The organism is Nocardiopsis listeri NBRC 13360 (assembly GCF_001570765.1).
Lineage (GTDB): Bacteria > Actinomycetota > Actinomycetes > Streptosporangiales > Streptosporangiaceae > Nocardiopsis > Nocardiopsis listeri.
The window spans coordinates 40804-56434 of sequence record NZ_BCSH01000056.1 but is presented as its reverse complement, the minus strand read 5'-3'; the positions used below and the strand labels follow the sequence as shown (position 1 = coordinate 56434).

Annotated in this window: 9 protein-coding genes; 4 read left to right on the top strand and 5 right to left on the bottom strand. The window is 70.2% G+C overall.

Annotated elements, in window-relative coordinates; translation table 11 throughout:
• Positions 1 to 47: 47 nt before the first annotated feature.
• The 4 genes from NLI01S_RS17615 to NLI01S_RS17600 all read right to left on the bottom strand — a co-directional run bounded on the left by NLI01S_RS17615 (position 48) and on the right by NLI01S_RS17600 (position 7443).
• Positions 48 to 1712 (bottom strand): DUF5719 family protein, encoded by a 1665-nt coding sequence (locus tag NLI01S_RS17615; protein WP_067605956.1) that lies wholly within the window; start codon positions 1710 to 1712, stop codon positions 48 to 50.
• Positions 1713 to 5159 carry a glycosyltransferase family 2 protein gene (locus NLI01S_RS17610; RefSeq protein ID WP_067605955.1) on the bottom strand — a complete coding sequence of 1149 codons (3447 nt, stop codon included), beginning with the start codon at positions 5157 to 5159 and terminating at the stop codon, positions 1713 to 1715.
• A 293-nt stretch (positions 5160 to 5452) separates the two neighbouring features.
• Positions 5453 to 5740 (bottom strand): WhiB family transcriptional regulator, encoded by a 288-nt coding sequence (locus tag NLI01S_RS17605; protein WP_067605953.1) that lies wholly within the window; start codon positions 5738 to 5740, stop codon positions 5453 to 5455.
• A gap of 239 nt (positions 5741 to 5979) precedes the next feature.
• Entirely contained in the window at positions 5980 to 7443 is a 1464-nt protein-coding gene (locus tag NLI01S_RS17600) for a hypothetical protein (RefSeq protein ID WP_067605951.1), read from the bottom strand.
• Between the two features lie 248 nt (positions 7444 to 7691).
• Here NLI01S_RS17600 and cofD point away from each other — a divergent pair, with 248 nt between their 5' ends.
• The 4 genes from cofD (at position 7692) to NLI01S_RS17580 (ending at position 12863) form a co-directional block, all read left to right on the top strand.
• The gene (cofD, locus tag NLI01S_RS17595) at positions 7692 to 8675 is read left to right on the top strand and encodes a 2-phospho-L-lactate transferase (protein ID WP_067605949.1); all 984 of its coding nucleotides are present in this window, start codon (positions 7692 to 7694) and stop codon (positions 8673 to 8675) included.
• On the top strand, positions 8672 to 9967 hold the full coding sequence (locus NLI01S_RS17590) for a coenzyme F420-0:L-glutamate ligase (protein WP_067605948.1): 1296 nt from the start codon (positions 8672 to 8674) through the stop codon (positions 9965 to 9967). The genes cofD and NLI01S_RS17590 overlap by 4 nt, the downstream gene beginning before the upstream one ends.
• A 135-nt stretch (positions 9968 to 10102) precedes the next feature.
• A complete protein-coding gene (locus NLI01S_RS17585; protein WP_067605945.1) occupies positions 10103 to 11692 on the top strand; it encodes a Na+/H+ antiporter in 1590 nt (529 codons plus the stop codon).
• A gap of 157 nt (positions 11693 to 11849) precedes the next feature.
• Positions 11850 to 12863, top strand: a complete 1014-nt coding sequence (locus tag NLI01S_RS17580; RefSeq protein WP_067605944.1) for a chitinase — start codon at positions 11850 to 11852, stop codon at positions 12861 to 12863.
• A 128-nt stretch (positions 12864 to 12991) separates the two neighbouring features.
• Here the strand turns inward: NLI01S_RS17580 and NLI01S_RS17575 are convergent, their stop codons facing one another.
• Positions 12992 to 15619: a bifunctional FO biosynthesis protein CofGH gene (locus NLI01S_RS17575; RefSeq protein WP_084392683.1), complete on the bottom strand. Its 2628-nt coding sequence runs from the start codon at positions 15617 to 15619 to the stop codon at positions 12992 to 12994.
• Between the last annotated feature and the right edge of the window lie 12 nt (positions 15620 to 15631).

The following is a 15631-nucleotide window of genomic DNA, read 5'->3' as shown; positions in this document are numbered from 1 at the left end:
AGGCGCCCCACCAACCACCCGCCACCTCACCCCTTGGAATCACTCACTTAGGGAACCACTCCGGTCATACCGTCTCGGACGACCGGCAGCCGGACCTCGGTGGGCGCGGGCCGCACCGGCAGGACGCTGATCCCCGAACCCGAGCGCAGCACCCGGGCCACGTACACCGGCCCGGAGTCGTCCAACAGTTCCAGACGCACCGCGTACCCGTCCGCGGGGTCGGCCCCAGGAGGCGGGGCCCAACCGTCGGTGTCCGTTCCGAAGACGTGCGTGGTGCCGGCCGCCACGTCGGCGCGTACCGCGTCGCCCATGCTGCCGTCGGCGGAGATGGGGGTGGCCACGACCCTGGCGTCCTTGTCGGGGGCACCCAGGATGAGCTCCACGTCGACGTCCTCGGGCACGTCCGGGATGACGGCGGTGTCGTCCAGCGGGACCATGAGCGGGTCGACGGCGGCCGTGTAGGCGGTCTCCACGACGTCCGAGCCGTCGTCGGGGTCGACCTCCTCGACGATGACTCCGGCCACGACCGGGGCGTCGGACTCGACCACGATCGTGCCGGGGAGACCGGCCAGGGCGCTCTCCATGGTCATCCATGCGGAGGCGGCGGGCGGCACGTTGAGGATCATCGGATCGTCCGGGGTGCCCTTGCCGCCGTTGCCCTCGTCCTCGGCCTCGTCGTCACCGTCCTCTTCGTCACCCTCCTCGGGGACCACGTAGGCACGGGCCTCGACGGGTTCGTCACCGGGCGCGGCCACGATCAGGCGCCGGACGCCTTCACCGGCGGGCAGGCCCGGGATGACCTGTTCGACGTCGGGGGCCCGGGTGGGAGTGACCCAGTCGGTGTGCCCCTCGGCGTGCTCGGCGAGCAGGGAGGCGGCGACGCGTCCCGTGCTGGTGCGCACGTGAACGCCGATGGAACCGGTGTTCTGGATGAGTTCGGTGACGTCGATGGTGGTCGACTCCCCCGCTTCCAGGCCGATCCCCCGGCTCTCCGGTGAGTAGGAGGGCCCTTCGGACGTGTAGATGTCGATGCTGGTGGTGGCCCGGAAGTCCTCGGGGTTGGTCAGGTGCACGGTGAGGGTCTCCAGTTCGACCCCGTCGGCGCCGCCACCACCGGGCAGGGCGAACCACGCACCGATGCCGGGTTCACCGCAACGGACCTCGGTGACGGCGTCGTCGGACACCGTGGTCTGGGCGACGTCCAGGCCGGAGGCCAGCGAACCCTCGGCGTTCAATGCGGTGGGGTGGGAGACCTCGCCGGTTTCGGTGCGCCAGACCCGGCCGGGTTCGGTGAGTTCCTCGCCGATAAGGTCGCCACGTTCGTCGGCCTCCTCGGCGTCATCGGGACTCCGAGACTCGGTTTCCGCGTCCTCGTCCGGCTCCTCTGCGTCGGTGTCCTCGTCTTCGGTGTCCGCTCCGGTGTCCTCGCTCTCCCGCGGGGTTCCCTCGACGGGGGTCGCCCACAGGGCCCCCTCGTCGTCACGGCCCACGCGGGGCGCGAAGGCCGCAATCGAGCTCTCCGCGCCGTCGTCCTCGGACTCATGAGGGGCCGGGCACACGCGTGTGGCCAGTTCGGGGCGGACGGTCCCGGGCCGGGACACCCCGAGTTCGGGGTTGACCGGCCGGATGACGAAGGCGACCCCGAACAGGGCGAGCAGGGCCAGCGCGACCAGTCCGAACAGGGCGAACCGGTTCTCCACGATCAATCGCATCTAGCCCTCCCTCTCATCGTCGATGCCGTCCGCGTCGTCTCGGGATCGGCCCTTGTCGTCCGCGCGGCGCTTCTTCGGAGCCCTGCGAGTGCCGGCCCGCCTGGTCCCACGCTTGCCACGGCGACGGCCGCCGACCACCGGAATGGACCCTGTGGTGGCTGGCCCGCTGCCGGGCTCGGCGCCCGGGTCATCGCCCGAGTCGTCGTCGACGCCGTCCGAGGAGGCGCTCTCCTTGGCGCCGTCCTCCGGTGGAGCCTCGGTCTCGACCGTGGCGCCCCTGCGGGTTCGTCGGCCACGACCCGGCGCCGAGGCGCCCTTGCGCGGACGGCGTGGGCTCGGCATCGGAGTGGCCTGGATGAGGCGCCGTTCCTCCTCGGTACGCACACCCGGCGCGGCCAACACCGACACGATCAGCAGCAGTACGCCCTGGGTGAGGACCCAGGCCCGGTGCACCAGGTCGGTGTGCCGGATCCGCAGTTCCCCGCCGTTCACCGGCAGGGTCCAGGCCTGGGTGCCGTTCTCGGTCTCCACCGAGGTGAGCTCGACACCGTCCAGACTGGCCTCCCAGCCGTCGTCGGCGGTCTCGGCCAGGGCCAGCCGCCGTCCGGTGTGGCCTTCCTCGACCCGGGTGGTGAGGTCGTCGGCGGAACCGTCCACGGTGAGCGCCTCGGCGGTCACGCCGTCCTCTTCGACCACACGCAGCGCACCGGTGGGTTCGGCGATCCGCCAGAGCCCGTAGTGGCGGGAGAGCGACTGCCGGCCCAGACCGGGGGTGCCGTCGAGGATGTCGACCATGGTGGCGTCCGCGGGCCCGCCCAGCTCGGGCCGGGGATAGAGCACGTACTGGATGCCGTGGTCGAGCAAGGCGACCAACTGATCGCCCTGACCGGCGGCGAGTTCGGCCACCGCCCGGTCCATGACGGCGCGGGTCTCCGGTTCGGGTATGAGCCGTTCCTCGCCCAGGCGGGGTTCTCGGCCTCGTGCCACCACGTAGTCGAAAGCGCCGTCATCGGCGGGGGTGACGATGAGGGCGCGGGGTCGGGTGCCGTCACCGCTGACGCTGACCAGGGCACCGGGGACGGCCGGGGTGGCGTTCGCGGTGAGGGGCCCGTCCACGCCCTCCCACATCCACAGACCGGCCGCGGTGATCGGGGTGGCCAGGGCGAGGGTGGCCACGCCCAGGGCGAAGTACCGCTTGAGGCCCCCTCCGCCGATCATGTCGCCGAACGCCCGTGCCGCCGTGGCCGCCGTGAGCAGCACGGCTGTGGCGACGAAGGCGAGCGCGACCCCGGGCCAGACCTGGGCGGGCGGACCACCGAAGTAGGGCTCGATCACGACCCGGCTGGTGAGGATGGCGATGAGCAGACCGAACAGGGCGAGCGACCAACCCGTCGCCACGATCATCCGGTTACGGAGAAGCAGCAACGAGCACAGCGCCGCCGCGATGAACCCGGCGGTGACCCAGTACGGAGGGGTACCGGGTCCGCCCGGGGACAGCATGAGCAGTTCGACGGGGGTGGCCCCGGGGTCGGACAGCTCGGGCCTGTGCAATCCCGCCTCCAGCAGCCACAGGCTCGGGTGCAGCAGGAGTTCGAGGGTCCACGGCATGAGCAGCAGCAACGGCACGCCCAGGCCGATCCCGACGCTGACGTAGACGCGACGGCCCAGGTGTCCGAAGGCCAATGCCACGAGCACCCCGGTGACCAGGCACAGCAGCCAGACGAGGGGGACGAAGGCGGTGGCCACGGTCAGGGTCAGGGCGAGTCCCCAGGCGGCCCGCCGGGAGGACTTGGGCGGCATGGACACGAGCCGGACCAGCAACAGTCCCAGGACCGGCAGGAGGGCGTGTACCAGGGCCGTCCCCAAACGGCCTTGGGCGACCGCGCCGGTGGCCATCGGCATCAGCGCGTAGGCGCCGGCCATCCACAGACGGGCCGGACGGAAGCCCAGCACCTCCCTGGCCAGCAGGTAGGCGGTCAGTCCGGCCAGGGGGACGCAGCCCAGCAGGATCACCATGACGGCGACCCAGGGTTGTCCCAGGGTGACGGTCGACAGCAGCGCCAGCACACCCACGTAGGGCGGAACCGGGCCGTCGGTGCCCACACCGATGTCGGGATGCGCGGACAGGTACAGGTTCCACAGGTCGGCGGCGTTGCCCGCCACCGCGGGCAGCGCTCCTCCGGCGAGCAGGTCCCCGAAGAGGAGCGAACGTTCGGCGATGATCGTGATCACGGTCAGCCCGATGACCAGCATCGGGCCGGGTTGCAGGACCACCCGGCGCAGGAACGAGTCGGCGTCGTCGGTCACCCCGTCCTCTTCCTCACCCGGCTGGACGGTCACGGCCTGGTGCCGGCCCGCGGTGTCACCGACCGATTCGCCGGTGAGGAGACCGGTGAACGCGTCGGCGAACTGCCTGGCGGCCACTCCGCGGGCGAGGAAGGGACGGATCGCGCTGTAGGTTCGGCGACGGTCGCGTCGGCGTCGGAAGCGGGCCTTGGCCAGCCGAAACGGCCTGCCGTAGACCATGGTGATCGCCGCCGCCTCATCCAGCGCGTTCGCCGGCTGTTTGATGAGCAGGTACAGGATCACGCGCAACAGTGAGGCGACCGAGTTGCGCAACAGGGCGAACACCATGCCGCCGACGGGCAGGTTGGCGAGTAGGACGAACACCGCGTGCCTGCGGTCGATCCGGCGGGGGTGGTTGCGGGTGGCCGTGATGCGCCGACGGCGGCGGGCCGAGGCCTCGGCGTGGTAGGCGATGGCCTCCGTGACCAGACGCACCCGTAGTCCGGCGCCGCCCACACGCCAGCAGAAGTCGATGTCGTCGCGGAACAGGGGCAGTGCCGGATCGAACCCGCCGAGCCGTTCCCACACGTCGCGGCGGACCAGCATGCCCGCGCTGGAGACGGCCAGGACCTGGCGGGTGCCGTCGTGCTGACCATGGTCGAACTCACGCTGTTCCAGGCCGGTCTCGCGACGGCCGGCCCCGTCGATGGTGACGCCGGCCTCGACCAGGAGCCTGCGGTCGAACCAGTCGCGGAGTTTGGGGCCCAGGACCGCGGTGCGGGGGTCGTTGTCCGCCGCGGTCAGCAGCTGTTCGAGGGTGTCCTTCTCCGGGGTGAGGTCGTCGTGGATCAGCCACAGCCACTCGGTGGCGTCGTCGTCGAAACCCCGTACCTCGGTGGTGGAGCGCGGCAGGTCCAGGGCGGCCCGGATCGCGTCGCCGTACCCGGTGTCGTCGGCCAGGTCGATCATCGCGTCGTCGGGTAGGTGGTCCGCGAGGACGTCGGTGCTCCCGTCGGTGCTGCCGGTGTCGGCCGCCACCACGCGCTGGACGGGCCGGGTCTGCGCACGCAGCGCGGACAGGATCTCCGGCAACCAGCGTGCGCCGTCGTGGGACACGATGACAGCGGTGACGACGTGACGGGCGGAATCCAGGTCATGCACGGCTGTGGTCGGTTCTCTCCGGGAGATGGATCGGCACCCGTGCTGCACGGGACCGGGGGTACTCCGGCCGGGCCGGCCGGTCGGCGCGTGAGTGCGCGGGGCGGCTCGCGGGCGCGAACGCGGGACATCACGATACGCCACCCCGCACCATTACGGGTCTATTCGGGTCAGGGGGACGGTGCGACCATATCGGAGCATTAACGCCATCAGAGGAGGGCGGGCACGGTCCAGGGCCACCATGATGAGAAAAGCGCGCCCGGGCTCGTGCCCGGACGCGCTATGGCGATGGCTCCTCAGAGCATGTCCGCCAGGAAATCGAAATCTCCCCCGGCGGCTTTCTTCAGCCTTCGGCGCTCGCGCTCGGAGAGTCCCCCCCAGATGCCGAAGCGTTCATCATGCTCCAGCGCGTATTCCAGGCACTCCGCACGTACCTCGCACGACTGACAGACCTTCTTGGCTTCCCTGGTGGAGCCGCCCTTCTCGGGGAAGAACGCCTCCGGGTCGGTCTGCGCGCACAATGCACGTTCCTGCCAGCCCGGATCCTCATCCGAGCCGTGCGCCAGCGGGATGACCTCGCTCATGCGCACCTCCTGTAGCCCCCCAATAGATGTCCCGACCCTTTTCATCCCCCGGGTCGGGCGGAAATCCCACATTGGAATTACACGTGGGTGCTCGACCTGCGGTCGAGCGCCCTGCGTGGTAATCCACTGAATATCATGCGACGTGCCTCCGATGGCAGGCCCGCGATGTCCGTTCTGTGGATTACCACGCCATTCACGTACCTTCCAAGGTGCGCTTCCGGGCGGCCTACCAGGATGGATCAGCGCTGGCCATCGTTGCCGTACCAGTTCTGCTGGCCGTCGGCTCCGCCCTGTCCTTGCTGGTCAGAGCCGTAACCGGCGCCGGATCCGTACTGACTCCCGTAGGTGCCGGCGTTCGGATCCGACGACTCACCACCAGTGTTCTCACCGGAGTTAAAGAATCCTTCAACTCCGCCCTCGGCGGGCGTCTCCTGCCCCGGCTGGACCTGGTTCTGGTTCTGGTACCAGCCGTTCTGGATGGCGTCCTGGGCCTGCTGATCGGCGACCGGCTGAGCGTCGTAGGGCTGCGGGGCGTACTGGGAGGGGTCGTAACCCTGCCCGTACTCGGCCGGCTGCGCGACCGGCTGCGCGCCCGTGCCGTACTGCTGTCCGTAGGCGTCGGCGTTGTACTGCTGACCGTAGGAGTCGGCCCCGTACTGCTGGCCGTAGGCGGCCTGCTGCTGGGCGGCGGCGTCCTGCGGCTGGCCATAGGCGTCCTGGCCATAGGCGGGCTGCTGCGCACCCGTGCCGTACTGCTGGGCATAGGGATCCTGGCCGTAGGCCTGCTGGGCACCGGTCCCATAGGCCTGCTGGTCGCCCGTGCCGTACTGCTGACCGTAGGCGTCCTGGCCATAGGCGGCCTGCTGCGCGCCGGTCCCGTACTGCTGGCCGTAGGCGTCCTGACCGTAGGCCTGCTGCGCACCGGTCCCGTACTGCTGGGCCGCCGGGTCCTGGCCATAGGCCGCCTGCTGCTGGGCGGCGGCGTCCTGCGGCTGACCGTAGGCGTCCTGGCCATAGGCGGCCTGCTGCGCACCCGTGCCGTACTGCTGGGCGGCGGCGTCCTGCGGCTGACCGTAGGCCACCTGCTGCTGAGCGGCGTCCTGGCCGTACTGCTGGCCGTAGGCCGCCTGCTGCGCCGCCGGGTCCTGGCCATAGGCCTGGGCCGGGTCGGCCGACGGGTAGCCCTGCGGGGCGAAACCCTGTTGCGCACCGGTGACCGGCGGGAACTGCTGCGGGTATTGGGCCTGCTGCGGCTGCGCGCGGGGCACCAGGTTCGGGTCGTTGAACGCCTTCAACAGGACGAACCCGAAGAAACCGAGCACCGCGCCGAGGGCGGCCCGAGACAGGAAGCCGGAGAACGCCAGGCCACCGTTGTTGATGTCGATGAACCCGCTGATCAGGCCGATCAGGCAGAAGAGCAGCCCGACCCCGGCCATGATCATCGCGGTGAGGACCACGGGGAAGGAGTTCGGGCGGGCACGCTCACCGGTCAGCACCAAGGCCACCGCCGCGACCAGCAGCAGGGTGACGTTGATGCCATAGAAGGACGAACCGGCCCCTCCCATGGCCCCGGCGAAGCTCCCGCCGATCTCGCTCGAAATGATGATCAGATCGATGAGACCCGAGAGCATCGTGACACCCACGGCCCCCAACAGGACCCAGGCCCCGGGCAGGCGTAGGCGTTCTAGTGTTTCGTTTTTCAAGAGAGGTTCCCCTCTGCTGCTTCGCCATCGCGTCGGAGGAAGCTTGGCATATCGTCGGACTGTCGGGTGAATCGGCTCGACCGTGCGTGGGCGGGACTTAAGGGACACCGAACGCGGAGCCGATGGGGTGGGATGGTGACCGCCACCGGAAGGTTCTCGAACCGCTCGCACCGGATCGGTCACGATGGATCGCCCCCACCGTGGGGCAGACGACCCATACTCCCGTCCAGCCTGCCAGACTTGGACGCATGCGGATAGTCGTACCGGCCGGCGGTATCGGCGGCGCACGTTTCCTCCGCGGCCTCAAGGCCGCCTTGGGAATGGACGCGTCGACCGGCCCGGACCAGGCCACAGACCACGAGATCACCGTCATCGGCAACACCGGTGACGACATCACCCTCTTCGGCCTCCGGATCTGTCCGGACCTGGACACCGTGATGTACACCCTGGGCGGTGGGATCAACGAGGAACAAGGCTGGGGCAGGATCGACGAGACCTTCACGGTCAAGGAGGAACTCGCCGCCTACGGGATGAAACCCACCTGGTTCGGGCTCGGTGATCGGGACACCGCCACACATATCGTACGGGCGCAGATGATCGCCGCGGGTTTCCCCCTCTCCGCGATCACCGAGGCGCTGTGCGACCGCTGGAAGCCGGGCGTGCGCCTGCTCCCGATGAGCGACGACCAGGTCGAGACACACATCGTCGTCGAGGACGAGCAAGGGCGCCGGGCCATCCACTTCCAGGAATGGTGGATCGAACACCGTGCCGCGCTGCCCGCCTCGGAGATCGTCTCCGTGGGCGCGGACACCGCCAAGCCCGCCCCCGGCGTGCTGGGCGCCATCAATGACGCGGACGTGGTCCTGCTGCCGCCGTCCAACCCCGTGGTCAGCGTGGGTTCCATCCTCGGAATCCCCGGGATCCGCGAGGCCCTCGTCGACAAGACCGTGGTGGGCGTATCCCCCATCATCGGCGGCGCGCCCGTGCGCGGGATGGCCGACGCCTGCCTCACCGCGATCGGGGTCGAGACCAGCGCCCGAGCCGTCGCCGAGCACCTGGGTTCGGACCTGCTGGACGGTTGGCTGGTCGACGAGGCCGACGCCGGCACCGAGGTCGACGGGATCGAGGTCCGACCCCGCCCCCTGTACATGAGCGACCCGGCGACCACCGAGGCGCTGGCCCGGGCCGCCCTGGACCTGGCCCTGGAGCTGCGCGGGGACGAGGGCCGATGAGTACCGCGTTCCGGGTGCGCGGCCTGGCCGGAATTCCGGAGGTGCGCCGAGGAGACGACCTGGCCGCGCTGATCATTGACGCGGTGACGGCCTCGGGCGAGCCGCTGGTCGACGGCGACGTGTTGGTCGTCACCTCCAAGGTCGTCAGCAAGGCCGAGGGACGCGCGGTGCGGATGGACCGCGAGGAGGCCATCGACGCCGAGACCGAACGGGTGGTGGCCCGCATGGGCCGGACCCGGATCGTGCAGACCCGACAGGGGCTGGTGATGGCCGCCGCCGGGGTGGACGCCTCCAACGTCGAGCCCGGAACCGTGCTGTTGCTGCCCGAGGACTCCGACGTCTCCGCCCGTGCCCTGCGCGCCGCGATCACCGAACGTCTGGGCGTGCGCGTGGCCGTGGTGATCTCCGACACCTTCGGTCGACCCTGGCGGGTGGGCCAGACCGACGTGGCGATCGGGGTGGCGGGGCTGCGCGCGGTGCAGGACCTGCGCGGCACGGTCGACACCCACGGCAACCTCATGGAGGCCACGGTCAACGCCGTCGCCGACGAGATCGCCGGCGCCGGTGAGCTGGTCAAGGGCAAGACCAGCGCGGTCCCGGTCGCGGTCGTGTCGGGCCTGGGCGAGTTGGTCGACGAGGAGGACGGCCCCGGCGCGGTCGAGCTGATCCGGCCGGCCGACGCCGACATGTTCCGTTATGGGTCGCGTGACGTGGTCCCGGCCCGACGGACGGTGCGCTCCTTCGACGACCGGCCGGTCGACCCGGCGCTGGTGCGCCGCGCCGTGGCCACCGCGGTGACCGCTCCGGCCCCGCACCACACCACGCCGTGGCGGTTCGTCATGGTGGAGTCTGCCCACACCCGCAAGCGTCTGCTGGACGAGATGTTGCGGGCGTGGGTGGCCGACCTGCGCGGGGACGGGTTCACCGAGGAACAGATCACCCGGCGGACCCGGCGCGGCGACGTGCTGCGACAGGCCCCGTACCTGGTGGTGCCGTTCCTGGTCGCGGACGGGGCGCACCCGTACCCGGACGAGCGCCGGGCCGACGCCGAGCGGTCGATGTTCCAGGTGGCGATGGGCGCCGGCGTGCAGAACCTGCTGGTGGGGCTGGCCATGGAGGGACTGGGTTCGGCCTGGATCTCCTCCACGATGTTCTGCGCGGACGTGGTCCGAGAGGTGCTGGAGGTGCCCGGCGACTGGCGTCCGATGGGCTCGGTGGCCGTGGGATACGCGGCCGAACCTCCCAAGGACCGCCCGCCCCGGGATCCCGACGACTTCGTCGTGGTGCGCTGAACCCCCGCGCCCTTCCGGCCTTCCCCGGCTCCACGTCAGGACGCGCCGCCCGTCACGCGGGCGGCGCGTCCTCGTGTCGTGGCCGCCCGACCACTGCATGCTGGTCCGGTGCGCGACCGACGATGGGGGGTCCGGGTGCGCGTGGAAGAGTACGTGATCGCCACACTGGTCGTGGTGGTGGCGGTCATCGTGGGAAAGGTCGTCTCCGGACGGATCCGGGTGCCCGGCGCCGTGGTGCTGGTGATGTTGGGGATGCTCCTGGGCGTGGTCCCGTGGATGCACTCGCTGTCGATCACCCCCGAGATCATCCTCCTGGTCTTCCTGCCGCCGCTGATCTACAACGCGGCGTTCTTCTCCTCGCCCAAGGACATGCGCGACCTGATGCGGCCCATCATCGTGCTGTCGGTGGGGATGACCCTGGCGACGGCGTTCGGGTTGGCCTCGGTCGTCCACCTGCTGTTGCCGGAAACGGGGTGGCCCGCGGCGATCGCGTTGGGGGCGGCGATCGCACCGACCGACGCCGTGGCGGCCTCGGCGATCCTCAAGCGCGCGGGCACCCCACGCCGGGTCCTGACGATCCTGGAGGGCGAGTCCCTGATCAACGACGGGGTGGCGCTCACCCTGTTCGGTCTGGCGGTCACCGCGATGGCGCACCCCCTCACCCCGGGGGACGCCGCCCTGGAGCTGGGCAAGGTCGTGGTGGGCGGGCTGACCTACGGGGCGCTGGTGGCCGTGGTGGTCGCCTGGGCGCGGGGCCGGATCCGGGACGCCTCGTCGCAGCTGATGGTGTCGCTCGTGATCCCGTTCGTGGCCTACATCCCCGCGGAGATGGCGGGCTTCTCCGGTGTGCTGGCGGCGGTCGTGGCCGGGTTCTACCTGGGCACGCGCGGGGAGGGCCTGTTGCCGCCCCGGGTGCGGGCGAGCGGCCAGACCATCTGGGGCACGTTGGTGACCCTGTTGGAGGCGATGCTGTTCGTCCTCCTGGGGTTGCAGTTGGACGCGGTGGTCACCAGCGTGCGGGAGAGCTTCGACTTCCTGTACCTGGTGTCGGTGGCGTTGGCGGTGACCGCGACGGTGATCGTGCTGCGCGTACTGCTGATGCTGTTGATCGGCCCCCCACGGCGTCTCGTACCGCGGCTGAGGGCCGACCTTCCGTCGTTGCGTGAACGCGTCGCGATCGGGTGGAGCGGCATGCGCGGGGCTGTGTCCCTGGCGATCGCGCTCTCGTTGCCCGCGACCTTGGACGGGGACCCGTTCACGGATCGGGGCGGGCTCATCTTCGTCGCCGGCGTGGTGGTGATGGTGACGCTGGTCGGGCAGGGGGCGACGCTGCCGTGGCTGCTGCGCCGGCTGGGACTGACCGACGCGGGGACCCGGCGCAGGGAGTACCTGCGAGCCGAGTACGAGATGGACTGCGCGGCGGTGCGCAAGGTCGACGAGCTGCTCACCGCGGGCGACATGGAGGACGAGACGGCGGACGTGGTTCGGGAGAGGTACTCACGGCGGATCGGTCGGTTGCAGAAGCTGCTCGACGCCGAGGAGGGCGACCTGGACCGGATCAAGCGGGACGCCCGGGACCGAGGCGCGATGCTCGGCCAGATCGACCAGGCGCGCCGGGACGCGTTGATGGCGCTGTACCGCTCGGGGGAGATCGACCACGACGTGTTCACCGGGATCGGAAAGGAGCTGGACCTGCGTGGCAAGGGCGGTGGGCTCGAGCCCTGATAACGACCGGTACCGGGTACCCAAGAAAACTACAAACTTTCTTAACCATTTCCGTTGACGGGCACCGGCGGTAACTCTAAGGTCTCCTAACAATTACCGGTTCACAGAGCACCTTCGTCTCCCCCGTCTCCCCGCTCGACGAAAGGAACGACCCCTCATGCTCATCACCCGAAAGGCCCGGCTCGCCCTCATCGGCGGCCTCGCCGCGGTCACCACCCCGCTCGTCTCCTCCTGTGGTGCGACCGCCGAGCCGGTCGAGACCGTGGCCAACGCCGACTCCGTCGAGGTCCAACAGACCGAGCAGTGGCTGACCGGCTACTGGCACAACTTCGACAACGGCTCCACCGTGATGCCGCTCGGGGACGTGCCCTCCGAGTACAACCTGGTGCCGGTGTCCTTCGCCGACAACCACCCCGAGCTCGACGGCGGCATCACGTTCGACCTCGCCACCGACGAACTCGGCGGATACACCGACGAACAGTTCCGCGAGGACATCACCGCGCTACAGGCCGAGGGCCGCAAGGTGATCATCTCCGTGGGCGGCGAGCTCGGCCACGTCGACGTCACCAACCCCACCCAGGCGCAGAACTTCGCCGACACCACCTACGAACTCATGCAGGACTACGGGTTCGACGGCGTCGACATCGACCTGGAGCACGGCATCGACGCCCAGCACATGAGCGACGCCCTGCACGACCTCAGTGGTCAGGCCGGCTCCGACCTGATCATCACGATGGCCCCACAGACCATCGACTTCCAGAGCCCGGACGCCGGGTACTACCAGCTGGCGGAGAACATCTCCGACATCCTCACCATCGTGAACATGCAGTACTACAACTCCGGTTCGATGCTGGGTTGTGACGGCAACGTCTACGAGCAGGGCACCAGCGACTTCGTCGCGGCGCTGGCCTGCATCCAGCTGGAGATGGGTCTGAGCGCCGACCAGGTCGGCCTGGGCCTGCCCGCCACCTCCAACGCCGCCGGCGGCGGGTACATGCCGCCGAGCGACGTGGTCGCCGCCCTGGACTGCCTCCAGACCGGCGGAAGCTGCGGCGCCTACTCCCCGGAGAGCCCCTACGGCCAGATCGGTGGAGTGATGACCTGGTCCGTCAACTGGGACGCGGCCAACGGCTACGACTTCGCCCAGACCGTTTCCGCGGCCCTGGTGTAGGAGGGAACGATCCGCGGGAGCACTCCCACCCGCGGCCTCGCGCGGCCCGAACCTCCCCTCACCGGGCCGCACCCCACAAGGGGCGGGACGCCATCACCGGCGTCCCGCCCCTTCGGGTTCGGGGCCCTTCAGACCACGGGCAGGTTCGGGCGCAGGATGCTCGGGGCGACGCCGTCGCTGTCCTCGGCCACCCTCCGGCGTTCCTCCGGGACCGGGCCGTAGGTGGTGGTGCGCTGGCGCACCGGGCGGCCCGTCGGCTCCACCAGGGCCTTGATGTCGCTGATCGTCTTGTACGAACCCTGGCCCGAGCCCGCCATCCGGCTGATGGTCTCCTCCATGAGGGTGCCGCCCACGTCGTTGACACCGCCCTGGAGCAGCCGCCGGAAGGTGCCCTCGGCGAGCTTGACCCAGGAACCCTGGATGTTGTCGATCTGTCCGTGCAGCAACAGCCTCGCCAGGGCGTGCACCGCCCGATTCTCGCGCACGGTGGGACCGGTACGGGCCAGCCCGGCCAGGTAGATCGGAGCGCTGGTGTGCACGAACGGCAACAGGACGAACTCGGTGAAACCGGGCCGTCCGTTGCGCTCACGTGACCGTTCCTGGAGGGAGCGCAGCAGCTTGATGTGCGCCACCCAGTGGTGCGGGGAGTCCACGTGCCCGTACATCATCGTGGACGTCGTGGGGATCCCCAGGTCGTGCGCGGTGGTGATGACGTCGACCCACTCCGACGCGGGCAGCTTGCCCTTGGTCAGGACCCACCGGATCTCGTCGTCGAGGATCTCCGCGGCGGTACCGGGGATGGAACCCAGGCCGGACTCGCGGGCGCGGGTCAGCCAGTCCCGGATCGACATGTTCGTGCGGGCGGCGCCGTTGACGACCTCCATCGGGCTGAACGCGTGTACGTGCATGTCCGGAACGCGTTCGCGCACGGCCGCGGCGATGTCGAAGTAGGCGGTGCCGGGCAGGTCCGGGTGGATGCCGCCCTGCATGCACACCTCGGTGGCACCCGCCTTCCAGGCCTCCTCCGCGCGGTCGGCGACCTGGTCCAGGGAGAGCGTGTAGGCGTCCGCGTCGGTGCGGCGCTGGGCGAAGGCGCAGAACCGGCAGCCGGTGTAGCAGACGTTGGTGAAGTTGATGTTCCTGGTGACGACGTAGGTGACGTCGTCGCCGACGGTGTCACGGCGGACCCGGTCGGCCAGACCGGTGAAGGCCTCCAGGGCATCACCGTCGGCGTGCAGCAGGGCGAGCGCCTCGGCGTCGCTCAGCCCGGCGGGGTCGCGTTCTGCGCTGCGCAGGGCGGCGGCGATCTCGGGGTCCGTCCGGCGGGGCACCGCGCCTTGGCGGTCGACGACGGGGGTGAGTTCGTCCCAGTCCCCGTAGACCGCGTCGAAGTCACTTCGCCGGTCCTCGGTACGACCCTCGGTGTCGATGTCGGTGTGCAGGTCGGTGCGGCCCGAGGAGACCATGACCGCCTCGGGTTCCTGCCAGGGGCGGCCCACCAAGGGCGCGTCCTCGCGGGCCAGACCGGTGTCGGGGTCCACCAGGGCGTCCACGTGCGCGCGCACCCGCGGGTCGATCCAGGGTTCACCGGCCCGGATGTACTCGGGGTAGACGGTGAGACGCTCGCGCAGCGTGAAGCCCTGGGCGGCGGTGCGGGCGGCGAGGTCGTCGATCTGGGGCCAGGGGCGTTCGGGATTGACGTGGTCGGCGGTGAGCGGGGAGACCCCGCCCCAGTCGTCGATGCCCGCGCGGATCATCAGCGCGTACTCGTCCACGCTCCCGTTCTCCGCGCCGATGAGGTTGGGCGGCGCCTGGATGTGCGCCTTGGGCCCCATGACCAGGCGGGTGACGGCGATGGTGGCGGCCATCTCCTCCCGTTCGGCGTCGGGGCGGTGCATCATCGCGGTGTCCGGCTTGGCACGGAAGTTCTGCACGATGATCTCCTGGAGACCGCCGTAGCGGCGGGATACCCCGCGCATCGCGAAGATCGAGTGCGCCCGGTCGGCGAGCGTCTCGCCGATGCCCAACAACAGGCCGGTGGTGAAGGGGACGCTGGAGCGACCGGCGTCCTCCAGGGCGCGCAACCGGACGGCGGGATCCTTGTCGGGGCTGCCGTAGTGGGCTTGGCCCCTCTCCTCGAACAGACGCCGAGAGGTGGTCTCCAACATCATGCCCATCGAGGGCGAGACCGGTTTGAGGCGTTGGAAGTCCGACCAGGTGAGCACCCCGGGATTGAGGTGCGGCAGCAGGCCCGTCTCCTCCAGGATCATGATCGCCATGGCGCGCACGTACGAGAGGGTGTCGTCGTAGCCGCGCGAGTCGAGCCACTCGGCGGCCTGCTTCCACCGGTCCTCGGGGCGGTCGCCCAGGGTGATGAGGACTTCCTTGCAGCCCATCTCGGCGCCCTTGCGGGCGATCTCCAGGACCTCGTCCGGGGACATGTAGGGGGATTCGAGCCGACCGGGGACCGTGACGAAGGTGCAGTAGTGGCAACGGTCCCGGCACAGTCGGGTCAGCGGCACGAAGACCTTGCGGCTGTAGGTGATGACGTTTCCGCGCCCCGAGGCCTCCAGACCGGCGTCGCGCACCCGTCCGGCGTGGTCGAGGAGGAGGTCGAGGTCTTCGCCACGGGCGTGCAGGAGGATCTCGGCTTCGGTGGGGTCCAGGGTCTTGCCGTCACGTGCTCGGGCCAGCGCCCTGCGCATGGCGGACGCCGTGGGCGTGGGGATGGGCTCCGGGTCGTTCGCACCGCTCATACCGGCCCACCA